This is a genomic window from Pseudomonas sp. GW821-FHT07G10, assembly GCF_059418545.1.
This window is the reverse complement of the sequence record NZ_JBWKQB010000015.1, coordinates 100,509-122,664: the sequence shown is the minus strand read 5'-3', so window position 1 is coordinate 122,664 and position 22,156 is coordinate 100,509. Positions and strand designations below refer to the sequence as shown.

Annotated in this window: 19 protein-coding genes; 8 read left to right on the top strand and 11 right to left on the bottom strand. The window is 60.0% G+C overall.

The window, feature by feature from the left end:
• Window positions 1–163 precede the first annotated feature (163 nt).
• The 8 genes from AC07O1_RS17770 (at window position 164) to AC07O1_RS17735 (ending at window position 7,031) form a co-directional block, all read left to right on the top strand.
• A complete protein-coding gene (locus tag AC07O1_RS17770; protein WP_494993245.1) occupies window positions 164–1,012 on the top strand; it encodes a transporter substrate-binding protein in 849 nt (282 codons plus the stop codon).
• A gap of 195 nt (window positions 1,013–1,207) precedes the next feature.
• Window positions 1,208–1,870, top strand: coding sequence for an amino acid ABC transporter permease (locus tag AC07O1_RS17765; protein WP_494993244.1), 663 nt, complete (start codon window positions 1,208–1,210; stop codon window positions 1,868–1,870).
• Window positions 1,871–1,878: 8 nt separating this feature from the next.
• Window positions 1,879–2,541: an amino acid ABC transporter permease gene (locus tag AC07O1_RS17760; RefSeq protein WP_495089553.1), complete on the top strand. Its 663-nt coding sequence runs from the start codon at window positions 1,879–1,881 to the stop codon at window positions 2,539–2,541.
• Window positions 2,538–3,350 (top strand): amino acid ABC transporter ATP-binding protein, encoded by an 813-nt coding sequence (locus AC07O1_RS17755; RefSeq protein ID WP_495089552.1) that lies wholly within the window; start codon window positions 2,538–2,540, stop codon window positions 3,348–3,350. The genes AC07O1_RS17760 and AC07O1_RS17755 overlap by 4 nt, the downstream gene beginning before the upstream one ends.
• Window positions 3,351–3,390: 40 nt before the next feature.
• The gene (locus tag AC07O1_RS17750; protein ID WP_494993241.1) at window positions 3,391–3,780 is read left to right on the top strand and encodes a RidA family protein; all 390 of its coding nucleotides are present in this window, start codon (window positions 3,391–3,393) and stop codon (window positions 3,778–3,780) included.
• Between the two features lie 164 nt (window positions 3,781–3,944).
• On the top strand, window positions 3,945–4,709 hold the full coding sequence (locus tag AC07O1_RS17745) for an IclR family transcriptional regulator (protein WP_494993368.1): 765 nt from the start codon (window positions 3,945–3,947) through the stop codon (window positions 4,707–4,709).
• Window positions 4,710–4,748: 39 nt separating this feature from the next.
• A complete protein-coding gene (locus AC07O1_RS17740; RefSeq protein WP_494993240.1) occupies window positions 4,749–5,966 on the top strand; it encodes an amino acid deaminase in 1,218 nt (405 codons plus the stop codon).
• Window positions 5,967–6,095: 129 nt separating this feature from the next.
• On the top strand, window positions 6,096–7,031 hold the full coding sequence (locus AC07O1_RS17735; RefSeq protein WP_495089551.1) for a sugar kinase: 936 nt from the start codon (window positions 6,096–6,098) through the stop codon (window positions 7,029–7,031).
• Window positions 7,032–7,175: 144 nt separating this feature from the next.
• Here AC07O1_RS17735 and AC07O1_RS17730 read toward each other — a convergent pair whose 3' ends face one another.
• The 11 genes from AC07O1_RS17730 to AC07O1_RS17680 all read right to left on the bottom strand — a co-directional run bounded on the left by AC07O1_RS17730 (window position 7,176) and on the right by AC07O1_RS17680 (window position 22,093).
• A complete protein-coding gene (locus AC07O1_RS17730; protein WP_007932676.1) occupies window positions 7,176–7,451 on the bottom strand; it encodes a peptidylprolyl isomerase in 276 nt (91 codons plus the stop codon).
• A 54-nt stretch (window positions 7,452–7,505) separates the two neighbouring features.
• A complete protein-coding gene (locus tag AC07O1_RS17725) occupies window positions 7,506–10,043 on the bottom strand; it encodes a PAS domain-containing hybrid sensor histidine kinase/response regulator family protein (RefSeq protein WP_495089550.1) in 2,538 nt (845 codons plus the stop codon).
• Between the two features lie 158 nt (window positions 10,044–10,201).
• Window positions 10,202–12,157 carry an acetoacetate--CoA ligase gene (locus tag AC07O1_RS17720; RefSeq protein ID WP_495089549.1) on the bottom strand — a complete coding sequence of 652 codons (1,956 nt, stop codon included), beginning with the start codon at window positions 12,155–12,157 and terminating at the stop codon, window positions 10,202–10,204.
• Between the two features lie 165 nt (window positions 12,158–12,322).
• On the bottom strand, window positions 12,323–13,096 hold the full coding sequence (gene hbdH, locus AC07O1_RS17715; protein WP_495089548.1) for a 3-hydroxybutyrate dehydrogenase: 774 nt from the start codon (window positions 13,094–13,096) through the stop codon (window positions 12,323–12,325).
• 7 nt (window positions 13,097–13,103) lie between these two features.
• Window positions 13,104–14,495: a GntP family permease gene (locus AC07O1_RS17710; protein WP_495089547.1), complete on the bottom strand. Its 1,392-nt coding sequence runs from the start codon at window positions 14,493–14,495 to the stop codon at window positions 13,104–13,106.
• Window positions 14,496–14,804: 309 nt separating this feature from the next.
• Window positions 14,805–16,220 (bottom strand): sigma-54 interaction domain-containing protein, encoded by a 1,416-nt coding sequence (locus AC07O1_RS17705; RefSeq protein ID WP_495089546.1) that lies wholly within the window; start codon window positions 16,218–16,220, stop codon window positions 14,805–14,807.
• Window positions 16,221–16,252: 32 nt separating this feature from the next.
• Complete coding sequence (locus AC07O1_RS17700) at window positions 16,253–16,492, bottom strand: hypothetical protein (RefSeq protein WP_494993233.1); 240 nt, start codon at window positions 16,490–16,492, stop codon at window positions 16,253–16,255.
• 41 nt (window positions 16,493–16,533) lie between these two features.
• Entirely contained in the window at window positions 16,534–18,123 is a 1,590-nt protein-coding gene (locus AC07O1_RS17695) for an ABC transporter ATP-binding protein (RefSeq protein WP_495089545.1), read from the bottom strand.
• Window positions 18,124–18,150: 27 nt separating this feature from the next.
• On the bottom strand, window positions 18,151–19,167 hold the full coding sequence (locus AC07O1_RS17690) for an ABC transporter permease (protein ID WP_494993231.1): 1,017 nt from the start codon (window positions 19,165–19,167) through the stop codon (window positions 18,151–18,153).
• Complete coding sequence (locus AC07O1_RS17685) at window positions 19,167–20,225, bottom strand: microcin C ABC transporter permease YejB (RefSeq protein WP_494993230.1); 1,059 nt, start codon at window positions 20,223–20,225, stop codon at window positions 19,167–19,169. Before AC07O1_RS17685 ends, AC07O1_RS17690 begins: the two co-directional genes overlap by 1 nt.
• Window positions 20,225–22,093 carry an extracellular solute-binding protein gene (locus AC07O1_RS17680; protein WP_495089544.1) on the bottom strand — a complete coding sequence of 623 codons (1,869 nt, stop codon included), beginning with the start codon at window positions 22,091–22,093 and terminating at the stop codon, window positions 20,225–20,227. The genes AC07O1_RS17685 and AC07O1_RS17680 overlap by 1 nt, the downstream gene beginning before the upstream one ends.
• Between the last annotated feature and the right edge of the window lie 63 nt (window positions 22,094–22,156).

The following is a 22,156-nucleotide window of genomic DNA, read 5'->3' as shown; positions in this document are numbered from 1 at the left end:
CGTAACACGTTCCGGGCACGTTCCCTCATCCCGTTGATTCAAAACACTTTTCAATCCCTCCAGGATTTCTGGCACAGGCTATGGCACACTTTCTGCTGTCTATTCCGTTGTTACATACCAAGTTCCGGTATAACGGAATACACATCACCCTGGAGTGCTTGTCATGCATCACCGACCTTCCTTGTTTAAAGCGTGTGTTTTTCTCTTCGCTGCTGTGACGTCTGCTGTGGGTGTCGCGCAAGCGGCGGATAGCAAGCTCGATAGCGTGTTGAAGCGCGGGCATTTGATTGTGGGCACGGGCAGCACTAACGCGCCGTGGCATTTCCAGGGTGCGGACGGCAAGTTGCAGGGTTTTGATATCGATATCGCGCGGATGGTTGCCAAGGGTTTGTTCAATGACCCGAGCAAGGTCGAGTTCGTGGTGCAGTCCTCCGATGCGCGGATTCCGAACCTGCTGACCGACAAGGTCGACATGAGTTGTCAGTTCATCACCGTAACCGCCAGCCGTGCGCAGCAAGTGGCATTCACCTTGCCGTACTACCGCGAAGGCGTCGGTCTGTTGCTGCCGGCCAACAGCAAGTACAAAGAGATCCAGGACCTGAAAGCGGCTGGCGACGGCGTAACCGTTGCGGTGCTGCAAAACGTGTACGCCGAAGAGCTGGTGCATCAGGCGCTGCCCAAGGCCAAGGTCGATCAGTACGACAGCGTCGATTTGATGTATCAGGCAGTGAACTCCGGCCGCGCCGACACGGCAGCCACCGATCAGTCGTCGGTCAAATACCTGATGGTGCAGAACCCCGGCCGCTATCGCAGCCCGGCTTACGCCTGGAGCCCACAGACCTATGCCTGCGCAGTCAAACGCGGCGATCAGGACTGGCTGAACTTCGTCAACACGACTTTGCATGAAGCCATGACCGGCGTTGAGTTCCCGACGTACGCGGCGTCCTTCAAGCAGTGGTTCGGTGTCGATCTGCCTACCCCGGAAATCGGTTTCCCCGTCGAATTCAAATGAAAACTACTGCGGGCTTCGCGCAAGATACTGCGTTGAAAACAGACTCGAAATGCTCATTGACTAGTCAAGTCGGGTGCGACCCCAGCCGTTTCTCGCCTGTTCTCGCCTTGTCTTTCCTTCGCTCGCTACGTTTCCAATTGTTTTAATGCGCAGCGGGGTGGCGCTGGTCGCGCCCCGCTCAAGGTACTGCTGACCATGAACTATCAGTTGAACTTTGCCGCCGTGTGGCGTGATTTCGACACTTTGCTGGCGGGGCTCGGACTGGGCCTGGAGCTGGCGCTGGTGTCGATCGCCATCGGTTGTGTGATCGGCCTGATGATGGCGTTCGCTTTGTTATCCAGGCATCGCTCGCTACGGGCCATGGCGTCGGTGTATGTGACGGTCATCCGCAACACGCCGATTCTTGTGTTGATTCTGTTTATCTACTTTGCCTTGCCAGGTCTGGGTATTCGGCTGGACAAGGTCCCCTCGTTCATCATCACCCTGTCGCTGTACGCCGGGGCGTATCTGACCGAAGTGTTCCGCGCCGGATTGCTGAGTATTCCCAAGGGCCAGCGCGAAGCCGGGTTGGCAATCGGTTTGGGTGAGTGGCAAGTACGGGCCTACGTCACGGTGCCGGTGATGCTGCGCAATGTACTGCCGGCGCTGTCGAACAACTTCATTTCGCTGTTCAAGGACACCTCGCTGGCGGCGGCGATTGCCGTGCCGGAGCTGACCTATTACGCGCGCAAGATCAATGTCGAGAGCTACCGGGTCATCGAAACCTGGCTGGTGACCACTGCGCTCTATGTCGCTGCCTGTTACCTCATTGCCATGCTGCTGCGTTACCTGGAGCAGCGTCTGGCGATTCGTCGTTAGGAGGGCTCATGTACGAATCTCCAAGTTGGTTGCACGAGTTGTGGGTCGCTCGCGATACCTTGCGGTCGGGATTTTTGACCAGCGTTGAGTGTTCAGTGCTGGCGATTCTGCTCGGCACCCTGGTCGGCATCGTCGCCGGGCTGGTGCTGACCTACGGCAAGTTCTGGATGCGTGCGCCATTTCGCTTTTACGTCGACCTGATCCGCGGCACACCGGTGTTTGTCCTGGTGCTGGCTTGCTTCTATATGGCGCCGGCGCTGGGTTGGCAGATCGGTGCGTTTCAGGCCGGTGTTCTGGGCCTGACGCTGTTCTGCGGTTCCCATGTCGCCGAAATTGTGCGCGGCTCATTGCAAGCGTTGCCGCGCGGTCAGATGGAGGCGAGCAAGGCTATTGGCCTGACGTTTTACCAGTCTCTTGGCTACGTGCTGTTGCCTCAGGCACTGCGGCAGATCCTGCCGACCTGGGTCAATTCATCGACCGAGATCGTCAAGGCTTCGACCTTGCTGTCGGTGATTGGTGTGGCCGAGATGCTGCTCAGTACCCAGCAGATAATCGCCCGGACCTTCATGACCCTGGAGTTTTACCTGTTCGCCGGTTTTCTCTTTTTCATCATCAGCTACGCCATCGAATTACTCGGCCGGCATATTGAAAAGCGGGTGGCTTTGCCATGACTCAAGCTCAAGTTTCGATTCAAACCCTGTCGAGCCCAAAAGAAGCCCAGGCCCTGCTGAGCATTCGCGGGCTGCACAAACAATATGGCCAGCTCGAGGTACTCAAGGGTGTTGACCTGGAAATGCAGCGCGGCAACGTGGTTACGCTGATCGGCTCCAGCGGCTCGGGCAAGACTACGCTGCTGCGTTGCGTGAACATGCTCGAAGAGTTTCAGGGCGGGCAGATCATGCTCGACGGCGAGTCCATCGGTTACGACGAGGTTAACGGCAAGCGCGTACGGCATCCGGAAAGGGTCATTGCCCAGCACCGGGCCATGACCGGCATGGCGTTCCAGCAATTCAATCTGTTCCCGCACCTGAGCGCATTGCAGAACGTCACGCTTGGGCTGCTGAAGGTCAAAAAGCTGCCGAAGGATCAAGCGGTCGCGCTGGCTGAAAAGTGGCTGGAGCGCGTTGGCTTGCTGGATCGGCGCGACCACTATCCAGGCCAATTGTCCGGTGGTCAGCAACAGCGCGTGGCGATTGCCCGGGCGATTGCCATGAACCCGAGCCTGATGCTGTTCGACGAAGTGACCTCGGCCCTGGACCCGGAGTTGGTGGGTGAAGTGCTGAGTGTGATCAAGGGGCTGGCCGAGGACGGCATGACCATGTTGCTGGTCACCCACGAAATGCGCTTTGCCTTTGAAGTCTCGGACAAGATCGTTTTCATGAATCAGGGCCGCATCGAAGAGCAGGGGCCACCCAAAGAGCTGTTCGAGCGCCCGCAATCGCCGCGACTGGCGGAATTCCTCAAGAACACTCGATTCTAGTTTTTATATTCAACTTGGTTTTTTAGCAGGAGAAACATCCATGAGCATCACTCGTTACGGCACCGGTAGCACCGCCGGTGGCGGCCAGCCACGTCCTTTCGCCCGCGCAGTCGAAGCCGATGGCTGGTTGTATGTGTCTGGCCAGGTCCCGGCGGTGGATGGCGAGATCATCATTGGCGGGATCATCGAGCAGACTCACCAGACCATGCGCAACCTGATCGCCATCCTCGAAGAGGCCGGTTATGGCCTGGAAGACGTGGTGCGTACCGGCGTATGGCTGGAAGACCCGCGGGATTTCTGGAGTTTCAACAAGGTGTTTTCCGAGTACTTCGCCAGCGAACACGCCCCGGCGAGGGCCTGCGTGCAGGCGAACATGATGGTCGATTGCAAGGTTGAGATTGATTGCGTTGCGTACAAGAAAAAGGCCTGAACACTGATGATCGTTCCCACGCTCTGCGTGGGAATGCATCCCGTGACGCTCCGCGTCACATCCAAAGCGGACGCAGAGCGTCCATGGCGGCGTTCCCACGCGGGAGCGTGGGAACGATCATTAGCGGTAAACTCCCCGGTGAATTTGAATGGGAATCCACTGACATGACCGAAGACACCATCAAGCGCCGGGCTCGCGGGCTGGACCGGGCGTTCGATATCCTCGATTTCCTCAAGGAAATCGGCCAGCCACTGCGCCCCAACGATATCGCCAGCGGCATCGGCAGCCCGAAGTCCACCGTCTATGAACTGGTTGCATCCCTGCTCGAACGACGGATTCTCGAGCCGGTGGGCAAGGACGGTCATGTCTATCTGGGCCGCCAGCTGTACTTCCTCGGTCAGGCGCACTTACGTCATTTCGACCTGACCCGCGAGGCTGACCACGCCTTGCAGGAAATCGTCAGCCAGACCCGTGAGACCGCACAAATGTGCCTGCTCAACGGGCGCAAATACACGGTCGCGCTGATGAAAGAAGGTGAGCGGCATTTCCGGATTTCCTCGGACATCGGCGAGAACGCGCCGATCCCCTGGACCGCCTCCGGGCGTTTGCTGCTCAGCCATTTGAGCGATCAAGAGATTGTCGACCTGATCGATCACGACGACTTCATCCTGCCCGACGGTGAGCGCCTGCCGCTGGAAAACTTCCTCAAGGAAATTCGTCAGGCCGGCATCGATGGGTTCTTTTCCTTCGACAGTGTGGCCGACACCTTTACCCATTGCTTCGCCGCACCGGTGAAGGACGAGCGCGGCATTTGCATTGCGACCCTGTGCATCGTCGCCCCGCGGGCCGATGCCAAGAACAATTACAACGACTACCGCCGGGTGCTGATCGACAGCGCGAACAACCTGGCCCGTCGCATCAACGAATAGCAGCGGTTGCTCGCGGCCGCGTTTGTGAGGAGTTAGATCATGCCTTCTACCTTGAATATCGCTGCCGTGGAGAAGGGCGCCGCCCAGCCCGGTGTCAACCTGGTGCGCGACGTCAGCCTGCCGGCTCTGGTGCTGCACCGTGATGCGCTTGAGCACAACATTCGCTGGATGCAGGACTTTGTCAGCAACAGCGGCGCAGAGCTGGCGCCCCACGGCAAAACCAGCATGACCCCGGCGCTGTTCCGTCGTCAGTTGGCGCAGGGCGCCTGGGGCATCACCCTGGCCACCGCCGTGCAGACCCGTGCGGCCTACGCCCATGGCGTGCGTCGGGTGCTGATGGCCAATCAATTGGTTGGCGCACCCAACATGGCGTTGATCGCCGAGTTGCTGGCCGATCCGCAGTTCGAATTTCACTGCATGGTCGATCACCCGGACAACGTCGCCGACCTCGGGGCGTATTTCGCCGAGCGCGGTGTGCGTCTGAACGTGATGATTGAATACGGCGTGGTTGGCGGCCGTTGCGGTTGCCGCAGCGAGCAGGAAGTGCTCGATCTGGCGAAGGCCATCAAGGCGCAACCGGCGCTGGCCCTGACCGGCATCGAAGGTTATGAAGGGGTGATCCACGGCGATCAGGCCGTGAGCGGGATTCGTGAGTTTGCGGCCTCTTTGGTCCGCCTGGCGGTTGACCTGCAAGACAGTGGCGCCTTCGATATTGCCAAGCCGATCATCACCGCTTCCGGTTCTGCGTGGTATGACTTGATCGCCGAATCCTTTGAGGCGCAGAACGCCAGCGGACGTTTCCTCAGCGTGTTGCGCCCCGGCAGTTATGTGGCCCACGACCATGGCATCTACAAAGAAGCGCAATGCTGCGTGCTGGACCGTCGAAGCGACTTGCACGAAGGCTTGCGCCCGGCGCTGGAAGTCTGGGCCCACGTGCAATCATTGCCGGAGCCGGGTTTTGCGGTGATCGCTCTGGGCAAGCGCGATGTGGCGTACGACGCCGGTTTGCCGGTACCGCTGTTGCGATATCGGGCGGGTGTGGTACCCGCCAGGGGCGACGACGTCAGTGCCTGCAAGGTGACCGCGGTGATGGATCAGCATGCGTTTATGACCGTGGCTCCCGGCTGCGAATTGCGCGTGGGTGACATCATTTCCTTCGGCACCTCGCACCCGTGCCTGACCTTCGACAAGTGGCGCACCGGCTGTTTGGTGGATGAGCAGTTGAATGTCATCGAAAGCATGGAAACCTGTTTCTAAGGTTCAACACCGAGTCGCAGCCATCGCGAGCAAGCTCGCTCCTACAGGAGATCACCTACCCCTGTAGGAGCGAGCTTGCTCGCGAAGGCGGCCTGCCAGACGCCGCAGAATCATCGGAGCTCTCCAAACATGAATACCATCAGCAATCTCGGCCCCAACCCTCCGCGCATTGCACTGATCGGCGAATGCATGATCGAGTTGCAGCAGCGCGCTGACGGCAGTCTGCAACAAAGCTTTGGTGGTGACACGCTGAATACTGCGGTCTATCTGTCTCGCGAATTGGGCAATGCGGCGACGGTGGATTACGTTACGGCCCTGGGGGATGACAGCTTCAGCGAGGCGATGTGCCAAAGCTGGGCTAGCGAAGGTATTGGCCTGAGCATGGTCCAGCGCCTGCCGGGGCGCTTGCCCGGTTTGTATTGCATCCAGACCGATGCCCAGGGCGAGCGGCGCTTTCTCTATTGGCGTAACGAAGCGGCGGTGCGTGACTGCTTCAGCACGCCTGCGGCCACGCCGATTCTGGCGGCATTGCCGGACTACGACGTGCTGTATTTCAGCGGTATCACCTTGGCGGTGCTCGGCGTGCAAGGGCGAGAGAAGTTACTGGAGACCCTGATTGAAGCCCGGCAACAGGATGCGCGAATAGTCTTCGACAACAATTACCGGCCGCGCTTGTGGGCATCGGTCGAGGATGCGCAGGCGGCGTATCGCAGGGTATTGCCGTATGTCGATCTGGCGTTGCTGACGCTCGATGACGAGCTGGCGCTGTTCCGGTTTTCCGATAGTGCAGCCGTGTTTGCCGCCTATGAGCAGATCGGCATCCCGGAAGTGGTGCTCAAGCGCGGCGCCGAGGCGTGTTTGATCCATTGTGAAGGCGAGTATTTTGAAGTGCCGGCGCAGGTGGTCGAGCAGGTGGTGGACACTACGGCGGCGGGGGATTCGTTCAGTGCAGCGTATCTGGCCAGCCGACTCAGTGGGGGGAGCCCGGTGCAAGCGGCAGAGGCAGGGCATCGATTGGCGAGCCGGGTGATTCAAGTGCCTGGGGCGTTGATTCCTAGAGATTAGGCTGGGAATGGCCGCCTGCTGCGCATTCGGATCGCGAGCAAGCCCGCTCCCACACTGGATCGCATTCAACTGCCAGATCCATGGTCGACGCAGGTCTAATGTGGGAGCGGGCTTGCTCGCGATGAGGCCCTTGAAGACACCTGATCAATCCCGATAAAACACCTGCACCAGGTGATAGCCAAACTTGCTCTTGATCGGCCCATGCACGGTGCGCAGCGGTTTTTTGAAGATCACTTGATCAATGGCCCCGACCATCTGTCCTGGCCGCACTTCACCCAAGTCGCCGCCGCGTTTACCGGAGGGGCAGGTGGAGTACTTCTTGGCCAACACATCGAACGCTTCGCCTTTGGCGATGCGTTGCTTGAGTTGTTCGGCCTCTTCGGCCGTTTTCACCAGAATATGGCGGGCTTGAGCTTTCATGGGGCATTACCTTGAAGCGGTGCTGTCAGCGGGGCGCGCGATTATGCCCGAAACTCAGGTTTTCTGGCTGATCATCGTGCGAATCTTGTTGGCCAGCAGGTCGATGGAAAACGGTTTGGCGACCATGTCCATGCCGTTCTCAAGAAACCCTTGGCGTTCGAGGGCTTTTTCGGCGTAACCGGTCATGAACAGCACTTTCAGTTCGGGTCGATGCTGGCGGGCGATTTCTGCCAGTTGTCGGCCATTCATGCCCGGCAGGCCGACGTCGGTCACCAGCAGATCGACCCGCAGGTCGGACTCCAGCAGCGGCAGTGCAGCTTTGGCGTCTTGAGCTTCATGGGTGCTATACCCCAGTTCATCGAGCACATTGAGTACCAACATACGCACCGCCGGGTCGTCCTCCACCAATACCACTGTTTCACCAGCAATGGCTGGTGGCGTTTCCTGGGGGGCGATTGCCTGGATCTGCTCCACTGGCGCAAGGTAAAGCCGGGGCAGATACAGGCGCACGCTGGTGCCTTGGCCCGGGAGGCTGGTAAGGCTGACATGGCCACCGGATTGCTGGGCAAAACCATAGATCATCGACAGGCCCAGGCCGGTGCCCTGACCGATGGGTTTGGTGGTGAAAAACGGCTCGAACGCTTTGGCCAGCACTGAAGGGCTCATGCCGCTGCCGTTGTCGCTGACGCCAATCATCACGTAGTCGCCGGCCTTGACCGGTTCCAGGGTGCTGATGTCAGTCCCGTCCAGGTAGCTGTTGGAGGTTTCGATCAGCAGTTCGCCGCCATTGGGCATGGCATCGCGGGCGTTGATCACCAGGTTGAGCAGGGCATTTTCCAGTTGGCTGACGTCGGTGCTGACCGGCCAGACTTCGGCCGCCATCTGTAGCTTGAGTTCGATGTGATCGCCTTTGGTCCGGCTGAGCAGGTCTTCCAGCGAGTGCACCAACTGATTGGGGTCGATGGGTTTGCGGTCCAGCGATTGCCGTCGGGAGAACGCCAGCAGCCGATGGGTCAGGGCCGCGGCGCGGTTGGCGGAGGACACGGCGGCGTCGGTGAAACGGCCAATCTCGGCGCTGCGCCCATCAGCGATATAGCGCTGCATCAGATCAAGGCTGCTGATGATCCCGGTGAGCATATTGTTGAAGTCATGGGCAATGCCGCCGGTGAGCTGGCCGACGGCTTCCATTTTCTGCGCATGACGCAACGCGTCTTCGGCGCGCTCGCGTTCGATCATTTCGTTTTGCAGTCGCTGGTTGGTTTCGGCCAGTTCCCGGGTCCGGGCGGCGACACGTTCCTCCAGTGTTTCGTTGAGGTTACGCAGGGCTGCTTCGGTCCGTTTGCGCTCGGTTTCATCGATCACAAAAATGTAGAAGCCATTGATCGCGCCGTCGGCAGCGTAGCGTGGCAGATACTTCATCAACGCATGGCGCGGGCGACCGTCACGGTGAAAGGACTCGGCCTCGAAGCTGCAAGGTTTACCGGCCAGGGCCGCAGCGATCTGCTCGGCGCGGTCGGCGTAGAGCTCGTCGCCGATCACTTCGCGAATGGTTTTGCCATACAGCTCTTGTGGGGTCATGCCGTACCAGTCCAGGTACGCGGCGTTGTTCAGCCGAAAGCGCTCTTCGCGATCGACATAGCCGATCAGCACCGGCATGGCGTTGATGATCAATTGCAGCTCGGTCTGGCTTTGGCGTAGCGCTTGCTCGATCTGTTTGCGATCCGTCAGGTCCAGCGCGGCACCGAGGAAGCGGGTCGGCCGGCCATGGTGATCCTTGTAGCAGCGTCCCCGGGCAAACACCCAGCGCAGCTGGCCGTCGGGTTGCAGCAGGCGGTATTCCTCGGAATATTCGGTACCGTGGGTGATGCAATGTTTGATGCTGCGGGCGAGCATGGCGCGATCTTCCGGGTGCACACCGGCCAGGTATTCGCTAATGGGCAGTTGATCGGCCAGCACCGGATTGACGCTGTGTAACTGGGCAAAGTGGGCGTCGGCAATGAAGCGGTCTTCACGGATATTCCAGTCCCAAGTGCCCACGGCACCCGCGGCAGCCAGTGCCAGCTGCAGTCGCTCTTCGGACTCGTGCTGGGCCTTGATGCTGGCTTCGGAGCGCATTTTCAGTTCCAGCGCGACCCGGCGACGTTCATTGGTCTGGATGGCGGTGACCAGAATCCCGGCGACCAGTCCCTGTTCGTCGCGGATCGGGCTGTAGGTCAGGTCGAGCCAGAGCTCGGACTTGCGACCAAGGTGTTGCAGGTTAAAGCGCTGTTCGCTGTAGGTTCGCACCTGGCCTTGCAGGACGGCGTGGTAAATGGGGGCTGTGAAGTCTTCGAGTTCCGGCCATATCAAGTGCGTCGGCTGTCCGAAAGCCTGCGGATGCTTGTGGCCGGCCAATAGGGCGAAGCCGTCGTTGTAGATTTGCGTGAGCTGCGGCCCCCACAGCAGCAACATTGGCATGGGCGAATGAATCACGATATCCACGGCCGTGCGCAGGCTTTGCGGCCAGTTGGAGGGAAAGCCCAGGGGGCTGTGCGCCCAGTCCAGCCGCGCAATCAGTGCCTGAGCTTCACTGTCGGTGGACGATTCATTCATCTGAGGGGTCCTGAATGGGGGCCTGATCTTTTTGCTGCTTCCACGCAATAGACGTTTAATGCCTCAAAAAGTCGCATTAATGGGTGACTTCTATTCAATCGGATATTTCGCGGGCAAGCCCGCGAAAGCCATTTTTCAGGCGACGGGAAGCCCGGATTCTACACCTTCAACTCCACCCGATCCCGAAACTGCTCCAATGCCTCTGGATTGGCCAGAGCATCGGTGTTTTTCACCGCCAACCCGTGCACCACATTCTTCACTGCCAGTTCAACAATCTTGCCGCTGATGGTGCGCGGAATATCGGTGACGGCGAGGATTTTCGCCGGCACGTGCCGCGGCGTGGTGTTGGCGCGGATGACCTCGCGAATGGCTTGCTCAAGCGCTTCATTGAGTTCAACGCCTTCACGCAGTCGTACAAACAGCACCACTCGCACATCGTCCTGCCAGCTCTGGCCAATGGCGACGCTTTCCACGACCTGCTCGATCTTCTCCACTTGCCGGTAGATTTCCGCGGTGCCGATGCGCACGCCGCCGGGGTTGAGCACCGCGTCGGAACGGCCATGGATCATTACACTACCGTGGGGCAACTGTTCGGCATAGTCGCCCTGCGCCCACACTCCCGGGAACTGGCTGAAATACGAGGCGCGCAGCTTTTCCTGCTGCGGGTCGTTCCAAAAGCCGATCGGCATGGCCGGGAAGTGGCGGGTACAGACCAGTTCACCTTTCTCTCCGACAATCGGCTGGCCGGCGTCGTTCCATACTTCGATGGCCATGCCCAGGCTCTTGCCCTGCATCTCTCCACGGCGTACCGGTTGCAGCGGATTGCCGGCCACAAAACACGAAACGATATCGGTGCCGCCAGACATCGACGACAGACACAGTTCGCTTTTGATCTCGCGGTAGACATAGTCGTAACTGTGCGGTGACAGCGGCGAGCCGGTGGACAGCAGGCTTTTGAGACTGCTCAGATCGTGGCTGCGACGCGGTTGAACGCCGGCGCTTTCCAGGGCCGCAAGGTACTTGGGGCTGGTGCCGAATACGCTGATCTGTTCGCTGTCGATCAGGTCGATCAAATGTTCCGGTCCCGGATGAAACGGTGAGCCGTCGTACAGCACCACGCTGGCGCCAACGGCCAGTGCCGAGACCAGCCAGTTCCACATCATCCAGCCGCAGGTGGTGTAGTAGAACAGCCTGTCGTCGTGACCCAGGTCAACGTGCAGCCCGTGCTCCTTGACGTGTTGCAGCAGTACGCCGCCGGTGCTGTGGATGATGCATTTCGGTACACCGGTGGTGCCGCTGGAGTAGAGGATGTACAGCGGATGTTCAAAGGGTACGGCAACGAATTCGGGCTCGCCGCCCGCCTGATAGAAGTCACTCCAGATCGCCACATTGGCCGTGGTCCGGAAGTCCTCGACGCGCGCCTGACCTCGCGCGTAAGGCACGATGATCAATTGCTGCAGCGACGGCAGGCGTTCGAGAATCTCGTTGACCTTCGCCGTCTGGTCGATCTCTTTGCCCGCATAGCGATAGCCGGCGCAGGTGATCAGCACCTTGGGTTCGATCTGACCAAAGCGATCGATCACTCCCTGGGTGCCGAAGTCCGGCGAAGAGCAGGACCAGATCGCCCCCAGGCTGGTGGTGGCGAGCATGCCGACCAGGGTTTGCCAGGTGTTGGGCATGCAGGCGGCAACCCGGTCGCCAAGGCCGACGCCGGCCGCTTGCAGGCTCTTTTGCAGACCGGCGACATGGCTGGCCAGGTCGGCGTGGGTGAGTTGTTCGCGCTGACCGTTCTCGCGGATGGCGATCACCGCCGGGTACTTGTCACGGCGACGCAGCAGATGCTCGGCGAAGTTCAGCGTGGCGCCGGGGAACCAATGGGCGCTGGGCATCTGTGGGCCTTCGACCAGCACTGCGGTAGGCGCTGCGTGAAATTCGATGTCGAAGAAATCGACGATGGCCTGCCAGAAGTCTTCGCGCCGATCGATGCTCCATTGGTGCAAGGCCGGGTAGTCGGCGATTTCAAGATCGTGTCGGTGATTGATGAAGCGCCGAAAGGTCTCCATCCGGGTCTTGCTGATTCGCTCGGCGCTGGGTTGCCACAAGATTTCGGACATAGATCGCCTCTTGTTTTTTAGAATGTGCCTAACAGATCGTTCCCACGCTCCGCGTGGGAATGCAGCCCGTGACGCTCTGCGTCACAAGAGCGGACGCAGAGCGTCCAATGAGGCATTCCTTTGCTGCGCGTGGGAACGATCATATAGTTGAATCAGATTAAGGTCTTACTGCGCCAACCACCCACCATCGACATTCCACGCTGCGCCACGCACCTGACTGCCGGCTTCACTGCATAAAAATAGCACCAGCTCACCCAACTGCGGTGGCGTGACGAACTCCAGTGACGGCTGCTTCTCGGCCAGCAGATCATGTTGCGCCTGCTGCGGATCGACGCCTCTGGCTGCGCGATCATCGATCTGCTTCTGCACCAGCGGGGTCAGCACCCAGCCCGGGCAAATGGCGTTGCAGGTAACGTTGCTGGTGGCGGTTTCCAGGCCGACCACCTTGGTCAGACCGATCACCCCGTGCTTGGCGGCGACATAAGCGGCCTTGCCCACCGAGCCAACCTGGCCGTGCACCGAGGCGATATTGACGATCCGCCCCCAGCCTTTGGCGCGCATACCCGGCAGGCTCAGGCGGGTGCTGTGGAATACGGATGAAAGGTTGATGGCGATGATCGAGTCCCAGCGTTCCACCGGGAAGTCCTCTACAGCGGCCACATGCTGGATGCCGGCGTTGTTCACCAGGATGTCGACGCCGCCGAATTCTCGCTCGGCATAGGCGATCATCTCGGCGATCTGTGCCGGGTCGCTAACGTCGGCCGGATGATGGCCGACCTTGCCCCCGAACTGCCTGACCTCGGCAATCACCGCACTGGCATCGCCGAAGCCGTTGAGGATCAGGTTGGCGCCGGCCTTGGCCAGGCTCAGGGCCAGCCCTAAGCCAATGCCGCTGGTGGAACCGGTGACTAGCGCGGTCTTGCCCGTAAGATTCGTCATAGATGCCTCACACAATGCCAGTGGCGTAGAAGGTTCCGATTACCATGAAAACTGCCAGGGTCTTGATAATCGTAATGCAGAAAATATCTTTATAGGCCTCACGGTGGGTCAGTCCGGTGACCGCCAGCAAAGTAATCACCGCGCCGTTGTGCGGCAGGGTGTCCATTCCGCCGCTGGCCATGGCCGCGACCCGGTGCAGAACTTCCAGCGGAATATTGGCCGCATGGGCGGCGCTGATGAAACTCTCGGACATCGCCGCCAGGGCAATGCTCATACCGCCCGATGCCGAGCCGGTGATGCCCGCCAGCAGTGTGACCGTGATGGCTTCGTTGACCAGCGGATTGGGAATGCTCTTGAGCCAGTCCGCCAGCACCAGGAAGCCTGGCAGCGAGGCGATCACGGCACCGAAGCCGTATTCCGATGCGGTATTCATCGCGGCCAGCAGCGCGCCGCTGACTGCACTTCGGCTGCCTTCGGCGAGTTTTCCGCGGATCGCCTGGAAGCCGAAGATCAGCACCATGATGATGCCCACCAGCAGTGCGGCCTGGACTGCCCAGATCGCCGTGAGCTTGGCGATGTCGGTTTGTACCGGTGCGGCCATGCCCGGCAGGCTGAGGCTGTGGGTCTTGCCATACCACAGCGGAATCCAGCGAGTGAACAGCAGGTTCATCAGGCCCACCAGCAACAGCGGCGAGAGGGCGATCCATGGGTTGGGCAGCTTGAGGTCTTCAGCGGTTTGCGGCTCATTGAGCAGCTCTGTGCCGTAGCCTTCGCCAGTGTGTTGGGCCTTGTTGCGCTGGCGTTGCAGAAACAGCATGCCGGCGCAGAAGACGAAGATCGCTCCGATCACGCCGAGCCAGGGGGCGGCCCAGGCGGTGGTGTTGAAGAAGGTGCTGGGGATGATGTTCTGGATTTGCGGGGTGCCGGGCAGGGCATCCATGGTGAAAGAAAACGCGCCGAGGGCGATGGTCGCCGGGATCAGCCGTTTCGGGATATTGCTCTGTCGGAACATCTCGGCGGCAAACGGATAGACCGCGAACACCACCACGAACAGCGACACGCCGCCGTAGGTCAGCAGGGCGCAGACCAGCACAATGACCAGCATCGCCTGACGAGTACCGAGCAGGCGAATGGCGGCGGCGACGATTGATCGCGAGAAACCCGACAGCTCGATCAGCTTGCCGAACACCGCGCCGAGCAGGAACACCGGGAAATACAGTTTGATGAAACCGACCATTTTCTCCATGAACACCCCGGTAAACGCGGGGGCGACGGCGGAAGGATCAGTCAGGAGCACCGCGCCGAGGGCGGCAATTGGAGCAAAGAGGATAACGCTGTAGCCACGGTACGCCGCGAGCATTAGCAACGCGAGGGCTGCCAAGGCAATGATCACACTCATGGTGTGTCTCCTGGATTGTTATTTTTGTAGGGCGAAGCTTTTGTGGCTGTAGGTATAGCCAGTTTCGTGCCATCGATCTAACTGATTGAAATAATTGGTTTTTTTACCCGTGGTTTTCTAGGAAGAGGAGTAGGTATCTCTAATTGGAGACGAATAACCCGATCGTTCCCACGCTCTGCGTGGGAATGCAGCCCCGGACGCTCTGCGTCCCGAGCCAATTCGAAGCGTGACGCAGAGCGTCACCTGATGCATTCCCACGCAGAGCGTGGGAACGATCGGGTTGTTCTCTTAATTGAGAATAAGGTCTCTCTATTGAGACTCGGCAATTCCCAACGCCACCATCTTCTTGTACAGCGTAGAGCGCCCCAGCCCCAGGCGCGCTGCTGCTTCAATCACTTTCCCAGCGCATTGCGCGAGGGTGGTTTCAATCAACTGCCGGTCAAACCGCTCCCGCGCCGCGCTGAAGGTCTCATGGGTGACGGGTTCCAGCGCAAGAGAAGCAACACGCTCCACTGGACTGAAGGTGCCGATCGCCGCCCGGATATCCGCCGCATTGAGCATCAGGTCATCGCTGAGCAACGCCGCGTGTTCCAGTACATTGCGCAATTCGCGGATATTGCCCGGCCAGGCATGCTGGCCGAGCAGCGCCAAGGCTTCACTGTCGAGCTCATGCTGGCTGCGCAGTTCTTCCAGGATCGCTTCGCTCAGCGCTGGCAAATCGTCGAGCCGTTCACGCAACGGCGGTACCTGAATCGGCAAGACGTTGAGGCGGTAATACAAATCGGCGCGAAACTCGCCGCGTTTGATCGCGGCCTGAAGGTCGGTCGAGGTCGCGGCAATCACCCGCACATCGCTCTGGATCATTTCGTTGGACCCAACCGGTTCGAACTCTTTTTCCTGCAACACCCGCAGTAACTTGCTTTGCAGCGGCAGCGGCATGTCGCCGATCTCGTCGAGAAACAAGGTGCCGCCCTGGGCGATCTGCAATTTGCCGGTGCGCCCCTTGCGATCCGCGCCGGTGAAGGCGCCGGGTGCAGTGCCGAAAAACTCGGCTTCCAGCAGCGCTTCCGGGATCGCTGCGCTGTTGATGCTGACAAAGGCTTTGTGCGCCCGCGGGGACGCGCCGTGAATGGCCTGGGCCAGCAGCTCCTTGCCGGTTCCGGTTTCACCCAGAAGCAACACCGGCGAATCGGCGCTTGCACTGCGCCGGGCGCGACGTTTGACTTCCAGGCTGGCGGCGCTGGTGCCGATAAAGTGCGCAAAGTTGTATTTGGACTGCCGCGCCCGCAGCAGCGAACGGGTCGAGGCCAGCTCCTGCTGCATGCTCATGTAGCGTTTGAGCATTGGCGACAGGCTGCGCAGTTCATCGAACAAGGCAAAACCGATGGCGCCGATGACGGTGCCGGCATCGTCATGGATGGGCAGGCGCATCACCACCAGCGGTTCTTTTGGCGTGTCTTGCATGTCCAGCAGGATCGGCCGGCCAGTGCGCACCACTTCGCGCAACAGGCTGCCGGGGATTACGCTTTCGCAGGGCCTGCCGATGGCCACCTCGGCGGACTCAAGGCCAAAACGTCGGGCGTAGCGTTCGTTCATCCAGACGATGTTGGCATCGCGGTCAACGATCACCGTGCCTTCGCTGGACTGTTCGATGATCTCGAACAACGAGCGGATCGCCAACAGGCGAACGCGCTGGTAATCCTTGAGGCTGTCGGTGTCGTTCATGGGCGGTCTCAATGGAAGTCAGCGCTTAAACGCTATTTCTTTTTGGCACTGGCCTCGGCCGCAAGACATTCGAGGGCGAACTGCTCGGTATAGGTCATATGGATCGGGCTGGTTTCGCCTTTGACGGTTCGCGAACCATCAAGGATGTAGCGAATGCGCTTGTCGGTGACGCCGATGCGTTTTGCGATCCAGCTGGGTGTTTGCCCGATGCGCGTGATCAGCTTGTCGGCATAGTCGGTGGAGGGGTTATAGAACTCTGCGTTAGGGGTCATGGGACGTCCAGATAAGAAATTAGGCTGCGATGCGCTCAAGGTTACAGGGTCGGCGGCAGATGCGGGAGCGCGGCGGCCAGGAGTTCTTTGGTATAGGGATGCTGCGGCGCATCGAATACGTCATGACTGGCACCGCGTTCCACCACTTTGCCGTCCTTGATCACGATCATGTCGTGGGCCAGAGCGCGTATCACCGCCAGGTCGTGGCTGATGAACAGGTAGGTCAGACCGTGTTTTTCCTGAAGCTGACGGAGCAGGGCGACCACTTGTTTCTGCACCGTGCGGTCCAGCGCCGAGGTCGGTTCGTCCAGCAGAATCAATGCCGGCTTGAGCACCAGTGCACGGGCGATGGCGATGCGTTGGCGCTGGCCACCGGAAAACTCGTGGGGGTAGCGATGGCGGCTTTGCGGATCGAGGCCGACTTCTTCGAGCACCCGAATGACCTGGGCTTCGCATTCGGCCGGGGTCGACTGGCTGTGAACTTCCAGACCTTCGCTGATGATCTGGGCCACTGACATCCGTGGGCTGAGGCTGCCGAACGGATCCTGAAACACCACTTGCATCTGTTTGCGCCAGGGCCGCAGTTGTTTTTGTGTCAGGCCATCGAGCGCTTGTCCCTGAAAGCGGATGCTGCCTTTGGAGTCGAGCAGCCTGAGGATCGCCTGGCCGAGTGTGGACTTGCCGGAGCCGGACTCACCGACGATGCCCAGGGTCTTGCCGCGCTGCAGGCTAAGGCTGATGCCATCGACCGCGCGCAGCCAGGTCTTGCGCTGAAACAGCCCGCCGCCCAACGGGAATACCACGCTGAGATCATCGACCTGCAACACTGCTTCACGCTCGTCCCGAGGCAGGGCTTCGCCTTCCGGCTCGGCATTGAGCAAGAGGCAGCTATAGGGGTGTTTGGGCTGGGTGAACAGCGTCTCGGAGTCCGCCTGTTCGACGATTTCTCCAGCGCGCATCACGCAGACCCGTTGAGCAATGCTGCGCACCAGATTGAGGTCGTGGCTGATCAACAGCAATGACATGCCGAGACGTTTTTGCAGGGATTTGAGCAGCAGCAGTATTTTGCGCTGCACCGTCACATCCAGCGCGGTGGTCGGTTCATCGGCGATCAGCAGTTCCGGTTCGCAGGCCAGGGCCATGGCGATCATCACCCGCTGCCGCTGGCCGCCGGATAGCTGATGCGGGTAGGCCTTGAGCCGCTCCAGGGGGTTGTGAATGCCCACCAGTTCCAGCAATTCGATGATGCGTCGTTGTGCGGCGTTGCCACCCAGGCCTTTGTGCACCAGCAGGGTTTCGCCGATCTGCTTTTCGATGCTGTGCAGCGGGTTGAGGGAGGTCATCGGCTCTTGAAAAATCATCGCAATGCGATTGCCGCGAAGCTGTCGCAGTGTGCTGGAATCTGCACCCAGCAGTTCCTGGCCGCGATAGCGAATGCTGCCCGATGTTTGCGCGTCGCTTTCGGGCAGCAGTTGCAGGATCGAGTGAGCGGTCACCGATTTGCCTGAGCCTGATTCACCCACCAGCGCCAGGCATTCTCCGGGGCGGATATCCAGGCACAGATCGCGCACCACGGTCTGGCCGCTGAAGGCCACGCTGAGGTCGCGGATTTCGATCAGGTTGTCATTCATATCAACGGTCCGTTTCATTATCGCGGATCAAGATCGAGGATCAAAGGCATCACGCAGCGCTTCGCCGATAAACACCAGTAAAGAAAGTATCAGGGCCAAGGTGAAAAACGCCGTCAGGCCGAGCCACGGTGCTTGCAGGTTTTGTTTGCCCTGACCGATCAGTTCGCCCAGGGAGGCGCTGCCGGCAGGCATGCCGAAGCCCAGGAAGTCCAGTGCGGTGAGGGTGGAAATCGCCCCGGTGAGGATGAATGGCAAGTAGCTCAACGTGGCGTTCATGGCGTTGGGCAGGATATGCCGCACGATGACCTTGCGGTCGCTCAACCCGAGCGCGCGGGCGGCTTTGACGTACTCCAGGTTACGCCCGCGAAGGAACTCGGCACGCACCACGTCTACCAGCGCCAACCAGGAAAACAGCGCCATGATCCCCAGCAACCACCAGAAATTCGGCTCGACAAAGCCCGACAGGATGATCAGCAAATACAGTACCGGCAGCCCCGACCAGACTTCCAGCAGTCGCTGACCGATCAGGTCGACCCAGCCACCGTAGTAGCCCTGCAAGGCGCCGGCGGCGATGCCGATCAGTGCGCTGATAAAGGTCAGCGCCAACGCAAACAGAATCGACACCCGAGCACCAAAAATCACCCGGGCCAACACATCGCGGGCCTGATCATCGGTACCGAGCCAGTTCACTTTCGTCGGCGGGCTGGGAGCTGGCTGGTTGAGGTCGTAGTTGGGCGTGTCGTCACTGAACGGGATCGGCGGGAACAGCAGCCAGCCGCCATCCTTGCGAATCAGTTGTTGCACGTAATCGCTGCGGTAATCGGCCTGGAACGGCAGCTGACCACCAAACTCCTGCTCGGTGTAGCGCTTGAATACCGGGAAATACAGCGAGCCCTGGTAACTGAGCATCAGCGGTTTGTCATTGGCGATCAGTTCACCGCCCAGGGTCAGAATGAACAGGCCGATAAACAGCCACAGCGACCACCAGCCACGGCGGTTTTTCTTGAAACGTTCGAAGCGTCGACGGCTCAATGGCGAGATCATCAGGCATTCCTCGCGGCAAAGTCGATACGCGGGTCCACCAGGGTGTAACAGAGGTCACCGACGAGTTTTATCAGCAGGCCGAACAGGGTGAAGATGAAAAGCGAGCCGAACACCACCGGATAATCCCGCGAGACGGCTGCTTCGTAACTCATCCGGCCAAGGCCGTCGAGGGAGAAGATCACTTCGATCAACAAGGAACCGGCGAAAAACACACTGATGAACGCCTGAGGAATCCCCGAGACCACCAGCAGCATCGCATTGCGAAACACATGGCCGTAGAGCACCCGGCGTTCGCTCAGCCCTTTGGCGCGGGCGGTGACCACGTACTGACGGGTGATTTCATTGAGGAACGAGTTTTTGGTGAGGATGGTCAGCGTGGCGAAGCCGCCGATCACCAGAGCCGTGACGGGCAGCACCAGGTGCCAGAAGTAGTCAGCGATTTTGCCGATGGTCGATAGCTGTTCAAAGTTCTCCGAAACCAGGCCGCGCACGGGGAACCAGTTCAACGAGGTGCCGCCGGCGAACACTACGATCAGAAACATCGCGAACAGAAACGCCGGCATGGCATAGCCGAGAATGATCGCGGTGCTGCTCCAGATATCGAAGTGGCTGCCGTGATGGACCGCTTTGCGAATCCCCAGCGGGATCGACACCAGATAGGTGATAAGCGTCGCCCAGAGCCCGAGGGAAATGGTCACCGGCATCTTGTCCAGAATCAGGTCGGTGACCGTGGAGCCGCGAAAGAAGCTCTTGCCGAAGTCCAGCCGGGCATAGCTCTTGAGCATCAGCCACAGGCGTTCCGGTGCCGGTTTGTCGAAGCCGTACTGCTTTTCGATGTCCTTGATCAGCTGCGGGTCGAGGCCGCGACTGGCTCGCGAGCCGCGGGCTGTAGTATCGCTGGACGCACCGATGCCACCGCCGCCGATGCCTTGCAGTTTGGCGATGGCCTGTTCCACCGGGCCGCCGGGCGCCGCCTGGACGATGACGAAGTTGACCAGCAGAATCATCACCAGGGTCGGGATGACCAGCAGCAGGCGCCGCAGTACGTAAGCAAGCATCAATGCGGTCCTCCGGGTTTGCCACGGCTGATGCGCTCGGCGGCCATCTGCTCGTTGGTCAGCGGTACAGGACTCATCTCCCACCAGCTCTCGATGGCTTCGTCATTGCTGGCTTGCACGGCCGGAATGCCGAAGCGGTTCCACCACACGGTGGCGGAGCCCGGTGGGTAGTAGTTGGGAATCCAGTAGTAGTTCCACTGCAGGACGCGGTCCAGTGCATGGGCATAACGCAGCATCTCTGGCTGAGTAGTGGCTTTGACCAGTCCGGTAATCAGCGTGTCGACCGCCGGATCCTTCAGGACCATGTAGTTATTGGAGCCGGCGTCATTGGCCGAGGCCGAGCCGAAGTAGTTATACAGTTCCATGCCCGGCGAGGTGGTGACCGGATAGCCGGTGACGATCATGTCGTAGTCGCGGGCCATCAAGCGGTTGACGTATTGCGAGGAGTCGATGCGCCGAATGTCCATGGTGATGCCGATTTGCGCCAGGGTGCGCTTATAGGGCAACAGCAGACGCTCGAAGCCGCCCTGGCCGTTAAGGAAGGTGAAGCTCAGAGGTTCCCCCGCAGCATTGACCAGTTGGTCGCCGTCCGGCTTCCAGCCAGCCTGCTCGAGCAAAGCCAGAGCCTGCAGTTGTTTATCGCGGATCACGCCGCTACCGTCGGTCTTCGGCGCTTCGAATACCTGGGTGAAAACCTCATCGGGAATCTGCCCGCGCAGCGGTTCGAGAATCGCCAGTTCGCCGGCATCGGGCAGTGCTCGAGCAGCCAGTGTGGTGTTGGAAAAGAAGCTCTGCTGGCGGACATAAAGATCGCGCATCAGTTGCCGATTGCTCCACTCGAAGTCCCAAAGCATGGCCAGCGCCTGCCGCACCCGGCGGTCCTGGAAAATCGGGTTTTGCAGGTTGAACACAAAGCCTTGGGCCGATTGTGGTGCGTCTTTGGCCAGATGTGCTTTTTGCAGGCGCCCGTCGCTCAGGGCAGGGCTGTCGTAACCGATGGAGAACGCGGTGGCAGAGAACTCTCGGTTGTAATCGTAAGCGCCGCCACGCAGTACCTGGCGAGCGACATCGGTGTCGCCGAAGTACTCGATGCTGAAACGATCGAAGTTGTAGAGTCCGCAGCTGACGGGTAAGTCTTTACCCCACCAGTCGGCGTTGCGGGCAAAGGTGATGCTGCGCCCGGAATCGATCTTGCTGACGCGATACGGGCCGCTGCCCAACGGTGCCTCATAACCACCACCATTGGCGAAGTCGCGCGTCTTCCACCAGTGCTCGGGAAGCACCGGCAAGGTCGCCACGTCCAGGGGCAGGGTGTGGTTCTCATTGCTTTTGAAGTCGAAACGGACCGTGCGTGGTGACTCCACTTCGACGCCTTTGACGTCGGCGAACTGGGTGCGATAGCGCAGGCTGCCCTGGGTCATCAGCAAGTCGTAGGTGTAGCGCACATCGTCGGCGGTAATCGGTGTGCCGTCGGCGAAGCGGGCTTTGGGGTTCAGATAAAAGCGCAGCGACAAACCGTCGTCGGCCCGTTCCATCTTTTGCGCTACCAGACCGTACACCGTGTAGGGCTCGTCCAGCGAGCGCTGGGCCAGCGGCGAGTAGATCAAACCATCGAGTTGCGACACGCCGATACCCTTGTCGATATAGGGCAACACATGATCGAAGCGGCCGATCTCGATCGCCGAGCGGCGCATGCTGCCGCCCTTGGGGGCTTGTGGGTTGGCATAGGCAAAGTGACTGAAGCCGGCGGGGTATCTGGCTGGCTCGCCATAGACCGTCAACGCATGTTGCGGTGCGGCATTCGCAGCCGTGGCGCCCAGCAGCAGGGCCAGCGCGGTGAACATCAATGAGGGGAAAAACAGTCGCATTGTCAGCCTTAAGCGCCGGGTGAACGATGAGTACAATTTGTACGCTACCGGCGTATCGCTCGC

Bases quoted from the DNA above. Each gene is read 5' to 3' on its own strand.
- AC07O1_RS17770 (WP_494993245.1), top strand. From the start codon at position 164: ATGCATCACCGACCTTCCTTGTTTAAAGCGTGTGTTTTTCTCTTCGCT.
- AC07O1_RS17765 (WP_494993244.1), top strand. From the start codon at position 1,208: ATGAACTATCAGTTGAACTTTGCCGCCGTGTGGCGTGATTTCGACACT.
- AC07O1_RS17760 (WP_495089553.1), top strand. From the start codon at position 1,879: ATGTACGAATCTCCAAGTTGGTTGCACGAGTTGTGGGTCGCTCGCGAT.
- AC07O1_RS17755 (WP_495089552.1), top strand. From the start codon at position 2,538: ATGACTCAAGCTCAAGTTTCGATTCAAACCCTGTCGAGCCCAAAAGAA.
- AC07O1_RS17750 (WP_494993241.1), top strand. From the start codon at position 3,391: ATGAGCATCACTCGTTACGGCACCGGTAGCACCGCCGGTGGCGGCCAG.
- AC07O1_RS17745 (WP_494993368.1), top strand. From the start codon at position 3,945: ATGACCGAAGACACCATCAAGCGCCGGGCTCGCGGGCTGGACCGGGCG.
- AC07O1_RS17740 (WP_494993240.1), top strand. From the start codon at position 4,749: ATGCCTTCTACCTTGAATATCGCTGCCGTGGAGAAGGGCGCCGCCCAG.
- AC07O1_RS17735 (WP_495089551.1), top strand. From the start codon at position 6,096: ATGAATACCATCAGCAATCTCGGCCCCAACCCTCCGCGCATTGCACTG.
- AC07O1_RS17730 (WP_007932676.1), bottom strand. From the start codon at position 7,451: ATGAAAGCTCAAGCCCGCCATATTCTGGTGAAAACGGCCGAAGAGGCC.
- AC07O1_RS17725 (WP_495089550.1), bottom strand. From the start codon at position 10,043: ATGAATGAATCGTCCACCGACAGTGAAGCTCAGGCACTGATTGCGCGG.
- AC07O1_RS17720 (WP_495089549.1), bottom strand. From the start codon at position 12,157: ATGTCCGAAATCTTGTGGCAACCCAGCGCCGAGCGAATCAGCAAGACC.
- hbdH (WP_495089548.1), bottom strand. From the start codon at position 13,096: ATGACGAATCTTACGGGCAAGACCGCGCTAGTCACCGGTTCCACCAGC.
- AC07O1_RS17710 (WP_495089547.1), bottom strand. From the start codon at position 14,495: ATGAGTGTGATCATTGCCTTGGCAGCCCTCGCGTTGCTAATGCTCGCG.
- AC07O1_RS17705 (WP_495089546.1), bottom strand. From the start codon at position 16,220: ATGAACGACACCGACAGCCTCAAGGATTACCAGCGCGTTCGCCTGTTG.
- AC07O1_RS17700 (WP_494993233.1), bottom strand. From the start codon at position 16,492: ATGACCCCTAACGCAGAGTTCTATAACCCCTCCACCGACTATGCCGAC.
- AC07O1_RS17695 (WP_495089545.1), bottom strand. From the start codon at position 18,123: ATGAATGACAACCTGATCGAAATCCGCGACCTCAGCGTGGCCTTCAGC.
- AC07O1_RS17690 (WP_494993231.1), bottom strand. From the start codon at position 19,167: ATGATCTCGCCATTGAGCCGTCGACGCTTCGAACGTTTCAAGAAAAAC.
- AC07O1_RS17685 (WP_494993230.1), bottom strand. From the start codon at position 20,225: ATGCTTGCTTACGTACTGCGGCGCCTGCTGCTGGTCATCCCGACCCTG.
- AC07O1_RS17680 (WP_495089544.1), bottom strand. From the start codon at position 22,093: ATGCGACTGTTTTTCCCCTCATTGATGTTCACCGCGCTGGCCCTGCTG.